We start from the raw sequence: 17080 nt of genomic DNA on the forward strand, positions 1-17080 counted from the left end.
GATTTTACGAGAGCATCATGAAATTTAAAGATGAAGTTATTTGTTTAAAATTTTAGGAATTTTAGGAGCTCTTAGCCTAGCAACTGGAGGACGGTTAGAACCAAGAAGGGGTCTGAGGTAATTTTTGAAGGCGTCAGTGATATGATTTCCTTCAGCATTGATAAATTCATCAGGCATATATTTAGTTTTACCTGCAACCTCAGCAAGAGGAGTCATTCTATATTCTACTGCATAATCTCCAACTCTATGAATCGTTACTGAGCCGTTACAATTTGCTGAGAGGGCAAATTGAACTGCTTTTTCTCCAACTTCCCAGGCTTCTTGTTGATCAACATCAGAGACACAACCAAGGAAGCAACGTTGAATATAGCCAAAGGTATCACTGCGAACCCGAGAAATCCCTAGTCCTTTTTTAACAGCATCTGTAAGTAAATCACCTAATGCTCCTGTGCCTGACATTGTGATATTTCCATGAGCATCTTTCTCTACATCTTTGAGTAAGCTAAGGATAATCGGTGTGCCCGATGCATCTTTGATACCTTCAGACACGGCTACGACGCACACGCCATATTGGTCGTAAACTTTTTTTACATCAGCAATAAAATTCTTCATGATAAATGGACGTTCTGGCAAGTAAATGAGATGCGGACCATCTTCAGGAAATTTTTGTGCACCAGCTGCCGCTGCTGTTAAGAATCCAGCATTTCTGCCCATAATAATACCCATATACACTCCCGATAATGCATTCATATCGAGGTTAATACCAGCAAAAGCTTGGGAGACAAATCGTGCAGCTGAGCTAAACCCTGGTGTATGGTCATTGACGACTAAGTCGTTATCAATTGTCTTAGGTACATGAATGGCACGAAATTCATAATTATCTAATTTAGCTTCTTCACTAACAATATGTACTGTATCAGAAGAATCATTGCCACCAATGTAGAAAAAATAGCGTATGTCATGAGCTTTTAAGACTTTAAAAATTTCCTTGCAGTAATTGGCATCGGGTTTTACTCGTGTCGATAATAAGGCTGAAGAAGGGGTTTGGGCTACTTGATCAAGGTTGAAAGCTGTTTCTTGGGTTAAATCAATAAAATCTTCATTAACGATACCTTCCACACCTCGAAGGGCACCATAAATTTTACTGATTTGTTTATGCTTTCGTGCTTCGGCAATAATTCCGGCCATACTTTGATTGATGACTGCTGTTGGGCCACCGCCTTGGGCAATGAGTGCCTTGCCTATAAGTTCCATAAAAATCCTCCTATTTAATAAATGACTTTTGAGATTAGGTATACATAACGAATCATCAAAAAATGAGCAATTTGTATTATATACTAAAATAAAGGCAGGGGCAATCTATCGCGACGTTTTAGGAGTCGAAGAATGATTGCCCAAAGAGTTACTCTTGTGATAAGTGAATTAATTCATCTTTATTAAGAATGATAATCTGTTTTTGACCATTAATTGCGATTAAACCATCTGATTGGAGTTTAGACAATTTGCGACTAATTGTTTCCCGTGTCGTACCAAATAAGCTAGCAAGTTCATGCCGAGGTAAGTTAATGTTGAGCCGAGTACCTGCAGATGTGAGAACACCTTCTTTTTCAGACATGGCTAATAACCAAGAGATAAGACGTTGCTCAATCGTTTTTAAAGTGAGAGTGCTAATGAATTTTTCTGAGTAAGCAAGTCTTTCTGTTAAGGCTTGCATGACGCCTAATGAAATCTCTGGGTTTTGATAAATGAGCTGTTTAAAATCATCCCGAGCAAGTAAACAAATTCCTGTCTCTTCTAGGGTTTCAGCATTTAATAGATAATCTTGTTTTTCCATAAATAAAGCTAAATCGCCGAAGAAATCACCCGGTTCTAACAACCGTATAATTTGCTGACGGCCATCTTCAGACATTTCATAAATTTTTACTCGCCCGTAACGTACAATGTATAAATGTTGGGCACTATCACCTTCTGCGAAAAGGATAGTACTTTTAGAGAATTTTTTTTTCTTAATTAAGTTATTAATTTTTTGTAGCTCACTATAATTAAGACTTTTAAATATTGGTACGATGCTTGCGCAAATGTGTTCCGGTTGTGCAGTGCAACAGTTATCCATGTCATGTATCTCCAATCTCATTATCTTTGTAATTAATAGTATAACTTGAAATTCTTATACGAAAAAGTATTATTTAAAAAAATAATAAGATAATGAGTTAGTCTGAGTATGAATTTATAAAAAGCAGGAATAGGAGGCTGTCATCGTGAATGATTTATGCCAGAGAGTTTTTACTCATACTTATCCGTTTACGATGGTACCGCCATTGACGTGTAGCGTTTGTCCTGAGATATATGATGAATCTTGTGAAGCCAAAAAAACGTAGCAGGGAGCTACCTCTGCTGGTTGCCCTGCTCGTCCCATAGGAGTGTTCTGACCAAATTGTGCGACATGCTGATCAGAAAATGAAGCTGGAATAAGAGGTGTCCAGATTGGGCCTGGTGCTACCGCATTGACGCGAATACCTTGTTTAATGAGAGACAAGGATAAGGAGCGGGTAAATGCCACAATGGCTCCTTTAGTTGCGGAATAGTCAATTAATTGTTCATTGCCAGCATAGGCAGTGACTGAGGTTGTATTAATAATGGTACTGCCGCTTTTAAGATAAGGTAAAGCTGCTTTACTCAAGTAAAAATAGGAAAAGATATTGGTGCGAAAAGTCTGTTCTAATTGTGAGGCAGAAATAGTTTGAATATTTGTCTGAACATGTTGCTCGGCAGCATTATTCACAAGAATATCTAAATGACCAAATTTCTTAACTCCTTGGGCTACGACCTGCTGACAAAATGTTTCATCGCCAATGTCTCCAGCAATTAGTAAGCAGTCTTGACCGAACTGTTCTACATCTTTTTTTGTTTTGGTCGCGTCATCATGTTCATTGAGATACGTAAGCACTAAGGAGGCTCCTTCTTGAGCGAAAGCTAATGCAACTGCTCGACCTATACCACTGTCGCCACCACTGATTAAGGCTACTTTATTTTGTAGCTTACCACTGGCGCGATAGTGTTCATTGATAGAAATAGGGTGAGGATTCATTTGGGATTCAATTCCTGGTTGTTGATTTTGATGTTGTGGTGGGAATCCTAGTCCTTGAGTAAGAATGTGTTGATACATGTTCATACCTCTTTTCAATAAAATCTACCATAGTATTTCCCAAATAGTAACTTGTATATGAGTATGAACAGTGATAAAGAAGAGGTTTTAAATGTTTATGCATAGAAAGGAGATTCATACATATGAAAAAATTTAAATTAACAAAAGAGTTAAAAGAGCAAATAATAACGGATATTCAGAACTATTTTCATGATGAAAGAGATGAAGAAATTGGAAATTTATCCGCTGAACTATTGCTGCAATTCATGATTGAAAAAGTAGGGCCAGCCATTTATAATCAGGCCATTCGTGATGCACATTCCCTAGTGACTAAAAAAATAGAAGATTTATATGGGTTGGAAAAATAGAGAAGATCATTAGTATAAGTTGAAGGTGTATGCGTTTTAATTGCAACACTTTTGGCCTATACTTTTTTTTACTGCTTGATTCGATATTGATTTGGTGTGACTCCTGCATTTTTCTTAAACAGCTGGCAAAAGTATGATACATTACCAATGCCAATTCGAGTACAGATGTCTTGTAAAGGTAAGGAGGTGGTTCGTAGCAACAAAGAGGCTTCTCGTAAACGGCGATAGGTAAGATATTCAGTAATTGTACTTCCCGTGGCTTTGCGAAATAAATGAGAGAGATGGAAACGGGAGAGGTGGAGTTCTTTTGCTAGAGATACCAATGAAAATTCATCATGATAATTACTGTCAATCCATCTCATTACATGTTCAGCATAATGAATGTGACGTAGTTCTACTTCTCTTTCAATTTGGTTTTGGACAGTCCATTGATTTTTTAAAGTATCTAAAAAAAGCATAAAAAATAATGAAAATCCTTCTATAAGTTCTAATTCTTTATGACGAGAATCATAGAATTTGAAAAGGGCATTAAGTTTAGAGGGATTATCGATTTGAATGACTTGGCAATCAAGATTACTTTTCCATAAATGCTGAAAAAAACGATGTAAAACGGTGAATTTAACTAGATAGGGATTGATCACCGATGGTTCGAGTAGTAATTTAGAGCGAATATAAAAAGTTTCTTCAGGTATGTTAGCCTTTACTCTATGAAGTTGAAAGGGCTGGAAATACATTAATGAGCCTGGTTTAAAAGGATAAATATTTTGATCAATAATAGCTGACCCTTCTCCTTGTTGAACATAGATAAACTCCATACCGGGATGAGAATGAAATTTATCCCAAATGTTTTTCGAAGAAGTGGTATGTTCATAAATAAATTGATGAGGGTTTGCATTAAGTTCAAAATTAAAATCGTTTCTTGTCGACAAATAGATCCCTCCTGGTAGATAAATCATATATAGCAATATAACAACATTCTAACACAATTTTCAGTCAATACAATAGGTATTATGGCGACAAAATATCTCGTAAAGTACTTGTTGCTAGAGAAAAAATGATGTTAGTAGAGTTTCAATTTGATAAAGGAGGGATTGGGCTTGCCCACCAACATGCAGAACATGAGCAAATTGGTTATGTTGATCAAGGCAATTTTGAAATAACTGTTGGTAATGAAACTAAAATTGCAAAGCAGGGAGATTGTTATTATGCTGCTAAAAATGTCTTGCATGGTGTTGCTTCTTTAGAAGATGATTCTATTCACATCGATTCATTCACACCAATACGAGAAGATTTTCTTGTAGGGGATGGTAAGTAGTCAATCCTATATAAGGCTAAATTGCGATAATAATGTCGGTTAAAGTAAAAATATAGGGAGAGATAATTGTAAATAAAATCGGTGGAGTATTTTATTTGTTCGAATCATAAAAAGCACTATCTTAATCAACGATTCAGATAGTGCTTTTTATGAAGATGAATGAAGGTTGTACACGATTGCTAGCAGGAACTCTTGGACATGATAGTGAATCATAGTACTAATCGTTATAGATGGGGTGATTGATTGAAAATAGCAATTATAGGCGGAGGTCCAGGTGGACTGACTGCAGCACTTGAAAGTCTTAAACGTGGTTATGAGGTAACTTTATTTGAAAAAGGGTTTATAGGAGATGATATTCGTTGTGGTGAATGTCTATTTGACAGTTTTGGATTGCTCTCTAAGCCATCTATGGATGTAGCTACAAGAATTGATGGAATCATTTTCAAAATAAAGGGTGAATACCGACGAAAATTTAAGGATTTTGAAAGATTGTGGATGTTAGATCGAAAAAAATGGCAACTGAGTATGGCTAAAGAAGCAATTGCTCTTGGCCTCAATATATGTGAGGAATCACCAGTTGATAGTAAGGAACTACAAGTACTTTCGAAGGCTTTTGATTATGTGATTGATGCAAGTGGTGCGCCTTCGGTGACTTCTTATAAATATGGGTTTTTCCAAGAATATTTAAATGAATGTTTTGTAGGAATACAACATGTTATACAAGGTGATTTTACAAAATACAATAAGGCATTAAAAATAGGATTTTTACCCGAAACCTATGGTTATTATTGGATTTTTCCTAAAAATGATAATTTGGCCAATGTAGGGGTCGGATTACAAATTGAAGAGATTAAAAAAGGTAAAGATATAAAGACTTTATTACATGAAGTATTAGTAATGGAAAACCTTGAGAATTTACCCGTTGAGAAAACAGTATCAGGAATTCTTCCTACAAAACTTCTAGGTAAAATTGTTTATGATAATATACTACTTGTTGGTGAGGCTGCTGGTCTTACATCACCCCTGCATGGTGAAGGCATTGATTTGGCTTGTATCAGTGCTCAATTAGCCGTTGATTCTATTCAACAAGGTAATTCGGTAGCTATGGAATATGAGTCTAAACTTAGAAATTTAGTGGATACAAAATGGCAGAAAGAAAAAAGTATAGCCGATTATTGGCAAAAAATAAGTTTTAAAGAATTTGATAATTTGATTCATGCCTTATGTACCAATAATAAACTTTTATTTGCACGTACCACTTTGAAATCGCCTAAGCTTATGCAAAGCGCTTGGCAATGGCTCAGACATAAGGCATAGTCACTTTTGTACGGAAAGATTTGGTGTAAACCAGGTCTTTATTTTTTATTCTTGCAAGATGAAATCCAGGGTAAGAGCATTTTGTGTGTTATGCTATCGCTCAATCGTGAATATAACGTAGAGAGGTGATAGCAAGCATGGGGAATAGAAAGGCTGCTTTTTTATTAAGTAGTTGGAAAATTGCTAGGGCCTATTGGTTCTCAGAAGAGAAATGGTCTGCCTGGGGATTGTTATTGACAGTGATTGCTTTGAATTTAGGAATTGTATATATTTTAGTATTACTGAATCTCTGGCAAGTTAGTTTTTATGAAGTCATACAGAATTATAATTATAGTGGATTTATTCAAGCCATCAAAGAATATAGCTTGCTAGCAGCTTGTTTGGTTATCGTCCGAGGATATCAGATTTATGCAAGAATGATTCTTCATATTCGTTGGCGTCGTTGGATGACGCAGCGATATCTATCAGATTGGTTATGGAATAAGACTTATTATCTGCTTAATATTTCCGTTGGTCATGATATGGATAATCCTGACCAACGGATTAGTGAAGATGTTGAATTATTTGTTTGGCTGACTCTGCGGCTTTCTTTAGATTTACTCCAAGATGTTGTCACGATTCTGTCGTTCATCAGCATCTTATGGAATTTATCAGGGGTGCTTTATATTTCTGTTATGGGCTATCATCTTCCCATCTATGGTTATTTAGTATGGGCGGCAATTATTTATGCAGGATTTGGCACTTACTGGACAGTACGTATGGGGCAGCCTTTAGTTAAAATGGATTTTGATCAGCAACGTTATGAAGCTGATTTTCGTTTTAGTTTAATGCGACTTAGAGAAAATGCTGAAAGCATTGCTCTTTATGATGGTGAAAAACAAGAAAAATGGAATTGTAGTAAGGATTTTAAGCAAATCGTTGGTAATTATTTAAAAATTATTCTTGTACGTAAAAGATTAATGTGGTTGACTACAGGTTATACCCAAGTATCAGCAGTTTTTGCGTCGCTGGTTGCAGCACCTCGGTATTTTAGCAGTCATATACATTTAGGACAAATGTTTCAAATTGTTGATGCTTATCATCATGTACAAACAGGATTTTCTTTTGTTATTGATAGTTTCACACGTATCGCTCATTGGAGAGCTGTTGTCAATCGGCTGACTCATTTTTTAGTCAGTATGGAAATGGTTCGTACTCAATCTGCAGTGGCCTATCAGCTTGTTATTTGCAAAAAGAAATGCAAGGAGTATTCAGTAGAAAACTTGAATGTTTTTTTGCCAGATGATACGCCTTTATTAAGCAATTTTTCATTATCGCTACATGGGGCTGAACGTTTGCTTATTATGGGACCATCTGGTTGTGGAAAAAGTACATTACTACGGACTTTTGCTGGTATTTGGCCTTATGCTTCAGGAAAAATGATCGTGCCTGAAGGTGAAAAAATAATGTTTGTTCCACAAAAATCCTATATGCCTCTTGCTTCTTTGCGCGATATTTTTCAGTATCCAGGCCTAGAGAAGATGGTTTCAGATGAAGAGTTACAGTTCATATTGATAAAGTGCAAGTTAGAGCACCTATTTGATAAGCTAGATATTGTAATAGACTGGGGGCAAGTTTTGTCTTTAGGAGAGCAACAACGGGTAGCTTTTGTCCGTGTTTTATTGCAGAAACCTTATTGGTTATTTCTTGATGAAGCAACATCAGCTCTCGATGAGCAGATCGAAGAACAGATTTATAAGATGCTCATTGAAAAGTTATCAAAAACCTCCATTGTTAGTGTAGGACATCGACGTACACTCATGGCTTATCACCAGACACGATTACAATTAGATAATGATAAAAATTGGAAAATTATTAAAATGTAAAAAAATAAGGTATTCAATATACGTAGGCAAATAAAAAAGGAGTCTATTTTTATTTGCCGAAAAGTAGTATTAATAGAGTTGGAAAATATAAAATTTTCTTAATTTAGCTAATGAAGGCTGAGTATTTTCTTATGGATATAATGGTTTACCACAAAACAATTTTTTTATCTTATGAAAAGGTAAATGAACAGGGTGGATTGGAAAGTGAGGAGAGTAATGAACTCGAAACTGAGCACGAAGGGGAGTCCCACGGACAAATATTTAATTGCTTCTGTAGATCGGGCCATCCAATTACTTTTCATGCTTGAAAGTGGACCCTTAGAAATGGGGGTTACAGAGCTTAGTAGAGCCCTTGGAGTGCAGAAAAGTACTGTACACAATCTATTACAAACTTTGCTTGCCAGAGACCTTGTTCGCAAGACGGATACGGGGCGTTACACCTTAGGATTTCGTTTAATGCCCCTAGGGCTGGCTTGTACTGAACGTTTAGATATTCGTAGAATATCTTCTCCGATTCTCAATCAATTAGTAAATGAAGCAAAAGAGGTTGTGTTACTTGCAGTATTGTCGGCGGGCCAAATCACTATTGTTGAACGCATTGAACCACCGCGTCAAGTTTTTATGGTTCCACGTTTTGATTATTGTAATACTTTTCATAGTTCAGGGCTTGGAAAGGTTTTTCTAGCTTTTGGGCCAGAAGACTTATTCAAAAAAGTCATGTCACGCACACTACAACGATACACGCCGAATACACTAACTGAAAAAGAACTTCTTCATAGAGAAATCGATAAAATTAGGCAGCAAGGTTATTCCGTGGCGTGTGATGAAACAATTGAGGGCGTTACGTGCATTGGCGCACCAATTCTGAATGCTCATGGTAAAATTGAGGCCGCTGTTTCTGTCTCCGGTGCCACATCTTGGCTTGGTAAAGATGAATATGAACCTATGGTACGTATCTTAAGAGAAAAAGCAAAGATGGTTTCAGAACAATTAGGGTATCGAGCTTAAAGTTTGATGAGTGTAGTGAAAGAATCTTTAAAAAAATGAACAACGTTCATTTCTAATGAACAAAAAAATATTTTTAAAGGAGAGATGAGTTATGCCAAGGCCCGTTTTTTTTCAAGAAAGGTGCAAGGGATGTGAATTATGTACCGTTGCCTGTCCCAAAAAGATAGTCGTCATGTCGAGTCAATTCAACAATAAAGGATATAACTTCTCAACCTGTATTGATGATGGGAAATGCATTGGCTGTGCTTTGTGTGCTAAGACTTGTCCAGATACAGTCATTGAAATTTATAAGTAATAGAAAGAGAGAGTGAGGAATGTGTCAGAAAAAGTATTAATGAAAGGTAATGAAGCCATTGGTGAAGCAGCAATTCTTGCTGGATGCTGTCATTATTTTGGTTATCCCATTACTCCTCAGTCGGAATTAATTGAATATATGGCAAAACATCTTCCGCGAGTGAATGGAACCTTTTTACAAGCGGAAAGTGAAGTCGCTGCCATTAATATGGTATATGGGGCATCGGGTGCTGGTGCTCGCGTGATGACCTCCACATCGAGTCCTGGAATGAGCCTAAAGCAAGAAGGGATTTCTTATATTGCTGCGGGTGAGCTGCCTTGTGTCATTGTCAATATTATGCGGGGTGGACCTGGTCTTGGTAGTATACAACCAGCCCAGGGGGATTATTTTCAAGCGACTAAAGGTGGTGGGCATGGGGATTATCACTGTATTGTCCTTGCTCCAAACTCTGTACAAGAAATGTTCGATTTAACTCTTCTCGCTTTTGAACTTGGAGATAAACATCTCAATCCTGTCATACTTCTTGGCGATGGTGCCCTTGGACAAATGATGGAACCTTTGAGTTTAAATGTGGATAGAGTGGATCAGGTAGATAAAACATGGGCTACAACTGGCATGGGAGAACGAAATAAACCGAATCGAGTCAATACACTTCATTTAAAGCCCGAGGAGTTGGAAGGCCATAATAATAAGCTACAACGAAAATATGCTTTAATCAAAGAACAAGAAGTACGCTGGAAAGAAGATCTTACAGAAGATGCAGAGTTGATATTAGTAGCATATGGCATCACATCGCGTATTGCTTATTCTGCAATGGAAATGGCACGAGCTGAAGGGTTAAAAGTTGGCGTATTTCGCCCCATTACGTTATGGCCATTCCCGGAGAAAGCGCTGGTCAATGCTACAAAGACAGCATCTGCCATTTTAACATTAGAGCTGAGTGCAGGACAAATGGTCGAAGATGTTCGTTTAGCAGTAAATGGTTCAAAAAACGTTTATTTTCACGGTCGCACAGGAGGAATGGTCATGACTCCTCGCCAAGTTGTTGAAGAGATCCATAAGATTTTTGCAGTGAAAGAAGGGGCAGAAAAATGAGTGAAAAAATATTTAGCAGACCACAGTCCCTCACTGATATACAAACTCATTATTGCCCAGGATGCCATCATGGAATCATTCATCGTTTAGTAGCAGAAGTGATTGATGAACTGGGGTTGCAAGAAAAAACAATTGCTGTAGTACCTGTAGGATGCTCAGCAATGGCTGATGAATATTTCAATATGGATTCACAGCAAGCTGCTCATGGTCGCGCTCCAGCAGTTGCGACAGGAATCAAGCGTGTACATCCAGACCGAGTTGTATTTACATATCAAGGTGATGGCGATATCGCAGCGATCGGTTGTGCTGAGATTGTGCATGCTGCATTACGTGGAGAAAAAATAACAACAATTTTTGTGAATAATGCCATTTATGGAATGACAGGTGGACAAATGGCTCCAACAACTTTAGCAGGACAAAAAACTGCAACTTCGCCAGACGGACGGCAGAGTTCATCAGTTGGTATGCCAATGGGGTTATCTGAGATGTTAGCGACTCTTGATGGCGCAAAGTATATTGCAAGGGTTGCCGTTGATAGTCCTAAAAATATGGCAACTGCCAAAAACTCTATAAAAGAAGCTTTTCAAGTTCAGCTTCGACAAGAAGGATTTGCTATGGTTGAGGTATTATCAACTTGTCCTACGAATTGGGGAAAAACACCCATTGAAGCTGTGCAATGGCTCAGAGACAATATGATGCCCCAATTTCCTCTCGGGATTTATAAAAATGCCGGGGGTGAAAAACAATGAGACAAGAAATGATTATTGCAGGTTTTGGTGGGCAAGGAGTTTTAGTGATGGGGCAGATATTAACGTATGCAGGGATGCTTGAAGACAAACAAGTATCATGGATTCCTTCCTATGGCCCAGAAATGAGAGGTGGGACAGCCAATTGCTCTGTTATTATATCGAGTGAACCCATTGGTTCACCAATTGTCTATGAGCCAACAGCAGCTGTTGTGATGAATTTGCAGTCCTTTGATAAATTTGAGTCAATGGTTCAGCCACAGGGGATTCTAATCGTGAATAGCTCTTTAATCAATAAAGAAACAAAACGTGATGACATTAAAGCTTATGGGGTTCCTGTTAGTGAGATAGCAAGTGAACTCGGCAATCCCAAAATGGCGAATATGGTGGCGCTTGGCGCACTCATCGCTGCCACAGGAGTTGTGGAAAGGGAATCTTTATTTAAAGCCTTTGCCAAAAAATTTGTTTCAAAACCTCAGCTTCTAAAAGCAAATCAAGAAGCCATTCAAAGAGGTTACGACTGTGTTACCGAGGGTATATAATTTTATAGTGAATAAATGATAATCCATAATTAATAATTGTAAAAAATACAATGGATACGCAAAAGTAATTGCGTATCCATTGTATTTTTGGGATAATAAATATCTTGATGAATTTATAATAAAAAAATTAGAGAATAAGGCGGATAATGTTTGCAAAAAAGATATAAAAAGAATAAAATCTCTATGTGGCGTATAGCAAGTCAAGTTGCTACTTACAATAGAGTGGTAGAAAGGTATTGAGTTGTTTTTTGCTTTAGGGGGTTATGTATGGAAGGAATTTTTCAAGTAGTGCTTGATCTAATTGAAATATGGGGATATCCTGCGATCTTAATCGGGATGGCCTTAGAAAGTGCGAATATTCCTATTCCCAGTGAGCTAATTTTTGGTTTTGCTGGTTATCTTGTTTTTCTTGGGAGGCTAGATTTTAATTTAGCTGTTACCGCAGGTGTAATTGGTGGTTTGCTTGGTTCCATCTTATCCTATTCGGTTGGTTATTATGGTGGACCTAATTTTGTAATGAAGTATGGGCGATATATTTTTTTATCGAAAAAAAATGTGACCAAGGCACAAAAATGGTTTGACCAATATGGTTTGATCACAGTACTGGTTGCACGGCTATTGCCTGTTGTTCGTACGTTTATTTCATTACCTGCTGGATTTGCAAGGGTTAACTTTCTCAAGTTTATAGTATATACTATTTTAGGATCGGTACCTTGGACCATTGCTCTTATTTATATTGGTATGTTATTGGGTGAGAATTGGCATACAATGCATACGATAGGTCATGAGATTAGTTTAGTTGTAGCTAGTGGGCTGTTTATTTTGGGGATTTATTATATAATAAGAAAGGGACAAACGACCTGAAGAAAAGTATGTCAGAAGGGCGTAAAGAACGTTAACGATAAATGGATGACAACATCAGAATATGAAGCGAAGGATATAGAACATGACGGAATCAAGGGAAAAAACACCAGGAAATGAAAAACAGAGTAACTCTTTTCTCAAAGGGACATTGATTTTAACCGTGGGCGGAATTGTTGTAAAAGTAATTGGTTTTTTAAATTGGATTATCTTATCAAGAGTGTTAGGTGGAGAAGGAATTGGACTTTATCAAATGGCCTTTCCGATCTATCTTTTAGCATTGAGTGTTTCTTCAGCAGGTATCCCTATAGCCATTTCAATTATCACTGCTGAAAAGCTAGCCCTTCATGATTTTAAGGGGGCAACGCGTGTTTTTCATCTTTCATTAACAGTATTGACGGTCACAGGGCTGTTTTTTAGTTTATTATTATATTTTGGTGCTGAATTGTTAATTAAATATCAATTTATTCATGATTCACGAGCTTATTATGCTTTATTAGCCTTAGCACCAGCGGTGTTCTTTGTAACGATTCTATCAAGTTTTCGAGGTTATTTGCAAGGCTGTCAAATTATGACTCCAACAGCAGTTTCACAAATTGTGGAACAATTGGTACGGGTTATTACAATGCTAATTTTTGCTAGCATGTTATTACCTAAAGGATTAGAATATGCAGCAGGTGGTGCTAGTCTTGGTGCTGCTCCTGGAGCTATTGCTGGTCTTTTAGTTCTTATTTATTATTATTGGAAATTAAATAAAACCTTTAAACATAGAATTGATGAAGAGCACGACCCTAAGCCCCAAGAGTCGGGGGTGAGTATCATTAAACGGATGGCTAAGCTCGCTTTGCCTGTATCGCTATCGAGTCTGATGCTTCCGATTGTTGCCAATCTTGATTTGTTTATTGTACCAGCTCGTTTGGAGGTGGCAGGATATACAGTAGAACAAGCTACAGAATTATTTGGTTATCTGACAGGTATGGCTGTACCCCTTCTCAATTTATCGACCATTTTAACTGCTGCCCTTGCCATTAGTTTGGTACCAGCTATTTCTGAATCTTTTTCATTGAAGAATACAAAACGAATTTATGAGCAGACTGCTTCTGCTATGCGCGTTGCCAATTTAGTGACCATACCTGCTTTTGTTGCCTTATTAATTTTAGCTGCGCCTATTTCTCAAATGGTTTATAATGCGCCACAAGCTAGTCAGTCAATTAGTATCTTATCAATCGGAGTTGTCCTGCTTGGAATACATCAGGTGACAACCGGAGTATTACAAGGTATGGGACATACTGCTATTCCTGTCATCAATATGGGGATTGCCATTGTATTTAAAGTTATTTTGAATTGGGTGCTGACAGCTGTGCCGACTTTAGGGATCAAAGGGTCAACGTGGGCAACTGTAGCAGATTTTGGTGTAGGTGCAGTACTAAACATCTACTTTGTTAATCGCTATGTGGGATATTCCATGGAGTTAAAAAGTCTCGTAAAACCTGCTATGGCAGCTGTTGCCATGGGAGGAATCATTTATGTCGTTTATGATATGTTGATGATAGAAATCGGCAGTAATGCTTTTGCAACATTGACAGGAATGTCATGTGGTATTATAGTATATGGCGCTGTACTTTTATTCCTCGGTGGTATTAGTGAGGGTGACGTAAAACAGATGCCCTTCATTGGTGGACGTATAGCGACGATATTGAGTCGATTTGGATTATTTAAGTAAATAAAAAACTCGGTGTTACGTTAAGAATTCTGGTCAAAAGTAGTAAAGGTTAGGCGCAAGTATTGTATTTTTTTTGTGCCTAATCTTTTCAATTTGATATGGAAAATAGAACTACTAGGAAAAAAATATGTCAAGACTAGTAATAAAAAAATGATATGATATAATTATTTGTAAAGAATTATTATCCATTTCTTAGTGCTTTTACTATCGTTTTTATTGTAGTTATTCAATTAAAATTTTATAAAATCTTATGGGCAAGGTGGTAATTATGAGGAATTTTCAAGTAATAAAACGGGATGGTCGTGAGGTTGAACTTAATGTTGGGAAAATTTATGCAGCCATAAAAAAAGCATATACTGAAAATTTTGATGGTATCGTTGATGAAGGAAAATTGCAGGCCTTATCAGACAAGGTCTTTAAGTGTATTGAGGCTAGGCCAATACATAGTTTATCAGTAGAGGAAATACAAGATATTGTAGAAGATGTTTTACTTCAATCTAATGAAGTGGCTGTTGCAAAAAAATATATTGCTTATCGAGCTAAGCGTACTCAAGTGCGTGAAGCAAACATGCGGCTGATGATGGATTACAAGGACATTACCTTCAAGGATGCTGAGCAGGTTGATGGTAAACGTGAAAATGCCAATGTTGATGGTAATACTGCTATGGGAACAATGTTACAGTATGGTGCAACGGGATCGAAGCAATTTGCCATTCATCATATTTTAAAACCTGAATATGCAAAGGCACATCAAGCTGGTTATATTCACATCCACGATATGGATTTTGAAGCCATTGGTACATTGACATGCTGCCAAATTGATATTAAAAAGCTATTTAGAAATGGCTTTTCCACTGGTCACGGACATTTGCGGGAACCACAGGATATTATGAGTTATGCAGCGTTAGCGGCCATTGCAATTCAAAGTAATCAGAATGATCAACATGGTGGTCAATCTGTGCCGAATTTTGATTATGGCTTAGCAGCTGGTGTTGCTAAAACTTTTGTAAAATTATACTCAGAAAACATGAGAAAAATTTTAACAATTGATTTTTCTGAAATGGCTGAAGACAGGATTGATGAGGTGATTGCTGCCACAATTCATGCCTATAGTGATGAACATCTTGACTATCCGCGCATTGGTGTTCAAGAGTATGAAAGTTATCATGTGAATGAAGCATTACGTTTGGAAACTGCATTAATAGAAGTGAAAATTCACGCAACTCATGATGAAGTAAAGAAAATTCAAGAACTCACATATCGTTTTGCTAAGAAAGAAACTGTAAAGAAAACATATCAAGCGATGGAAGGCTTCTTGCATAATCTAAATACTATGCATTCACGCGCAGGAGCTCAAGTGCCTTTCAGCAGCATTAATTTTGGTACTGATATCACTCCAGAAGGACGTTTGGTAGTTGAACAATTTTTACTATCAGTTGAAGCTGGCTTAGGTAATGGAGAAACAGCAATTTTCCCAATTAGTATTTTCAAAGTCAAAGAAGGTATTAATTATAACCCGGAAGATCCTAACTATGATTTATTCAAATTATCCTGTCGTGTCTCAGCGAAACGGCTATTTCCTAATTTTGTATTTATTGATGCTCCTTTTAATTTACAATATTATAAACCAGGTCGTCCAGAAACGGAAATTGCGACCATGGGTTGCAGAACACGGGTCATTGGTTCTGTTTTCCCTGAGTCTGATGGTATTGTTTTCGGTCGTGGTAATAACTCTTTCACAAGTATTAATTTACCGCGCATCGGTATTCGATATGGTATTGCTTTAGGTGAAAGAAAACAACCGGATATTGATGGATTCTATACAGAATTAGATGAGATGATTGAACTCGCTGTTCAGCAAATTTTAGAACGGTATGAAATACAAAAACGTAAAAAAGTAAAAAACTTTCCATTCTTAATGGGGCAGAAAATCTGGTTTGATTCAGATCAGTTAAGCTGGGAAGATACTCTTGAAGATGTGATTAAACATGGTACATTAACAGTTGGTTTTATTGGTTTGGCTGAAACTCTCAAAGCTTTGTTTGGACAGCATCATGGTGAATCAGAAATGGCGCAAACAGCTGGTCTGCGTATCATTGGACATATGAAGCAACGTATGGATGAAGCAGCAAGTAAATATAAACAAAACTTTTCGTTGATTGCTACGCCTGCTGAAGGGTTGTCAGGGCGTTTTGTGAAAATTGATAGCAAGAAATATGGTATGATTGAAGGCGTAACAGATCGAGATTACTATACAAATAGTTTCCATATTCCTGTGTATTATGGAATTTCTGCCGCTCGAAAAATTGAGCTAGAAGCTCCTTACCATGCGCTAACAAATGCTGGTCATATTACTTATATTGAACTTGATGGTGATTTGGTAAAAAATATTGATGCTTTTGAAATTGTTGTACGCAAAATGAAAGAATGCGGTATTGGTTATGGTTCAATTAATCATCCTGTTGATCGTGATCCTGTATGTGGTTTTACAGGAGTCATTGGGGATAATTGTCCTCATTGTGGACGACTTGAAGGAGATAATGGTACGAATTTCGAACGAATCCGCCGTATTACTGGATATTTAGTCGGAACAATGGATAAATGGAATGACGGTAAACGTGCTGAGGAAAAAGATCGGACTAAGCACGGAGTTCAAAAAAAATAGTCTTTGATAATTAGGAACCTGGACCCTAAGTAAGGGTTCAGGTTCTTTTTTTGCGGAATCAGAAAGCATAACACTTTCTTGATTACAAGTAAGAACGACTGAGACTTCTGCCTGCGTCTGAGGACTTGGCACAAG

16 protein-coding genes are annotated in these 17080 nt (G+C 37.2%); 12 read left to right on the forward strand and 4 right to left on the reverse strand.

Annotated features, from left to right (window positions below; genetic code table 11):
• Positions 1-36: 36 nt before the first annotated feature.
• The 3 genes from ACAN52_RS10340 to ACAN52_RS10350 all read right to left on the reverse strand — a co-directional run bounded on the left by ACAN52_RS10340 (position 37) and on the right by ACAN52_RS10350 (position 3166).
• Positions 37-1254 carry a 6-phosphofructokinase gene (locus tag ACAN52_RS10340; RefSeq protein ID WP_378954673.1) on the reverse strand — a complete coding sequence of 406 codons (1218 nt, stop codon included), beginning with the start codon at positions 1252-1254 and terminating at the stop codon, positions 37-39.
• 148 nt (positions 1255-1402) lie between these two features.
• Positions 1403-2113: a Crp/Fnr family transcriptional regulator gene (locus tag ACAN52_RS10345; protein WP_378954674.1), complete on the reverse strand. Its 711-nt coding sequence runs from the start codon at positions 2111-2113 to the stop codon at positions 1403-1405.
• Between the two features lie 180 nt (positions 2114-2293).
• Positions 2294-3166, reverse strand: a complete 873-nt coding sequence (locus ACAN52_RS10350) for an SDR family oxidoreductase (protein ID WP_378954675.1) — start codon at positions 3164-3166, stop codon at positions 2294-2296.
• Positions 3167-3288: 122 nt separating this feature from the next.
• Here ACAN52_RS10350 and ACAN52_RS10355 point away from each other — a divergent pair, with 122 nt between their 5' ends.
• Complete coding sequence (locus ACAN52_RS10355) at positions 3289-3513, forward strand: DUF2164 domain-containing protein (protein WP_378954676.1); 225 nt, start codon at positions 3289-3291, stop codon at positions 3511-3513.
• A gap of 68 nt (positions 3514-3581) precedes the next feature.
• Here ACAN52_RS10355 and ACAN52_RS10360 read toward each other — a convergent pair whose 3' ends face one another.
• A complete protein-coding gene (locus ACAN52_RS10360) occupies positions 3582-4442 on the reverse strand; it encodes a helix-turn-helix domain-containing protein (RefSeq protein WP_378954677.1) in 861 nt (286 codons plus the stop codon).
• A gap of 125 nt (positions 4443-4567) precedes the next feature.
• Here ACAN52_RS10360 and ACAN52_RS10365 point away from each other — a divergent pair, with 125 nt between their 5' ends.
• The 11 genes from ACAN52_RS10365 (at position 4568) to ACAN52_RS10415 (ending at position 16945) form a co-directional block, all read left to right on the forward strand.
• Positions 4568-4828 carry a cupin domain-containing protein gene (locus ACAN52_RS10365; protein ID WP_378954678.1) on the forward strand — a complete coding sequence of 87 codons (261 nt, stop codon included), beginning with the start codon at positions 4568-4570 and terminating at the stop codon, positions 4826-4828.
• Between the two features lie 243 nt (positions 4829-5071).
• Positions 5072-6145, forward strand: a complete 1074-nt coding sequence (locus ACAN52_RS10370; RefSeq protein WP_378954679.1) for an NAD(P)/FAD-dependent oxidoreductase — start codon at positions 5072-5074, stop codon at positions 6143-6145.
• Positions 6146-6282: 137 nt separating this feature from the next.
• Positions 6283-8010 carry an ABC transporter ATP-binding protein/permease gene (locus ACAN52_RS10375; protein WP_378954680.1) on the forward strand — a complete coding sequence of 576 codons (1728 nt, stop codon included), beginning with the start codon at positions 6283-6285 and terminating at the stop codon, positions 8008-8010.
• A gap of 216 nt (positions 8011-8226) precedes the next feature.
• On the forward strand, positions 8227-9018 hold the full coding sequence (locus ACAN52_RS10380) for an IclR family transcriptional regulator (RefSeq protein ID WP_378954681.1): 792 nt from the start codon (positions 8227-8229) through the stop codon (positions 9016-9018).
• Positions 9019-9109: 91 nt separating this feature from the next.
• On the forward strand, positions 9110-9313 hold the full coding sequence (locus ACAN52_RS10385) for a 4Fe-4S dicluster domain-containing protein (protein ID WP_378954682.1): 204 nt from the start codon (positions 9110-9112) through the stop codon (positions 9311-9313).
• Between the two features lie 21 nt (positions 9314-9334).
• Positions 9335-10408 carry a 3-methyl-2-oxobutanoate dehydrogenase subunit VorB gene (locus tag ACAN52_RS10390; protein ID WP_378954683.1) on the forward strand — a complete coding sequence of 358 codons (1074 nt, stop codon included), beginning with the start codon at positions 9335-9337 and terminating at the stop codon, positions 10406-10408.
• On the forward strand, positions 10405-11157 hold the full coding sequence (locus ACAN52_RS10395; RefSeq protein WP_378954684.1) for a thiamine pyrophosphate-dependent enzyme: 753 nt from the start codon (positions 10405-10407) through the stop codon (positions 11155-11157). The genes ACAN52_RS10390 and ACAN52_RS10395 overlap by 4 nt, the downstream gene beginning before the upstream one ends.
• The gene (locus ACAN52_RS10400; RefSeq protein ID WP_378954685.1) at positions 11154-11696 is read left to right on the forward strand and encodes a 2-oxoacid:acceptor oxidoreductase family protein; all 543 of its coding nucleotides are present in this window, start codon (positions 11154-11156) and stop codon (positions 11694-11696) included. The genes ACAN52_RS10395 and ACAN52_RS10400 overlap by 4 nt, the downstream gene beginning before the upstream one ends.
• Before the next feature lie 267 nt (positions 11697-11963).
• The gene (locus tag ACAN52_RS10405) at positions 11964-12560 is read left to right on the forward strand and encodes a DedA family protein (protein WP_378954686.1); all 597 of its coding nucleotides are present in this window, start codon (positions 11964-11966) and stop codon (positions 12558-12560) included.
• An 82-nt stretch (positions 12561-12642) separates the two neighbouring features.
• Positions 12643-14280 (forward strand): polysaccharide biosynthesis C-terminal domain-containing protein, encoded by a 1638-nt coding sequence (locus tag ACAN52_RS10410; protein ID WP_378954687.1) that lies wholly within the window; start codon positions 12643-12645, stop codon positions 14278-14280.
• Between the two features lie 268 nt (positions 14281-14548).
• The gene (locus ACAN52_RS10415) at positions 14549-16945 is read left to right on the forward strand and encodes an anaerobic ribonucleoside triphosphate reductase (RefSeq protein ID WP_378954688.1); all 2397 of its coding nucleotides are present in this window, start codon (positions 14549-14551) and stop codon (positions 16943-16945) included.
• Positions 16946-17080: the final 135 nt, after the last annotated feature.

The organism is Pelosinus sp. sgz500959, from assembly GCF_042610375.1.
Lineage (GTDB): Bacteria > Bacillota > Negativicutes > DSM-13327 > DSM-13327 > CTSoil-075.

Excerpts from the sequence above, each read along its gene's own strand:
- ACAN52_RS10340 (WP_378954673.1), bottom strand. The coding sequence starts at position 1,254 with ATGGAACTTATAGGCAAGGCACTCATTGCCCAAGGCGGTGGCCCAACA.
- ACAN52_RS10345 (WP_378954674.1), bottom strand. The coding sequence starts at position 2,113 with ATGGATAACTGTTGCACTGCACAACCGGAACACATTTGCGCAAGCATC.
- ACAN52_RS10350 (WP_378954675.1), bottom strand. The coding sequence starts at position 3,166 with ATGTATCAACACATTCTTACTCAAGGACTAGGATTCCCACCACAACAT.
- ACAN52_RS10355 (WP_378954676.1), top strand. The coding sequence starts at position 3,289 with ATGAAAAAATTTAAATTAACAAAAGAGTTAAAAGAGCAAATAATAACG.
- ACAN52_RS10365 (WP_378954678.1), top strand. The coding sequence starts at position 4,568 with ATGATGTTAGTAGAGTTTCAATTTGATAAAGGAGGGATTGGGCTTGCC.
- ACAN52_RS10375 (WP_378954680.1), top strand. The coding sequence starts at position 6,283 with ATGGGGAATAGAAAGGCTGCTTTTTTATTAAGTAGTTGGAAAATTGCT.
- ACAN52_RS10380 (WP_378954681.1), top strand. The coding sequence starts at position 8,227 with ATGAACTCGAAACTGAGCACGAAGGGGAGTCCCACGGACAAATATTTA.
- ACAN52_RS10385 (WP_378954682.1), top strand. The coding sequence starts at position 9,110 with ATGCCAAGGCCCGTTTTTTTTCAAGAAAGGTGCAAGGGATGTGAATTA.
- ACAN52_RS10395 (WP_378954684.1), top strand. The coding sequence starts at position 10,405 with ATGAGTGAAAAAATATTTAGCAGACCACAGTCCCTCACTGATATACAA.
- ACAN52_RS10400 (WP_378954685.1), top strand. The coding sequence starts at position 11,154 with ATGAGACAAGAAATGATTATTGCAGGTTTTGGTGGGCAAGGAGTTTTA.
- ACAN52_RS10405 (WP_378954686.1), top strand. The coding sequence starts at position 11,964 with ATGGAAGGAATTTTTCAAGTAGTGCTTGATCTAATTGAAATATGGGGA.
- ACAN52_RS10410 (WP_378954687.1), top strand. The coding sequence starts at position 12,643 with ATGACGGAATCAAGGGAAAAAACACCAGGAAATGAAAAACAGAGTAAC.
- ACAN52_RS10415 (WP_378954688.1), top strand. The coding sequence starts at position 14,549 with ATGAGGAATTTTCAAGTAATAAAACGGGATGGTCGTGAGGTTGAACTT.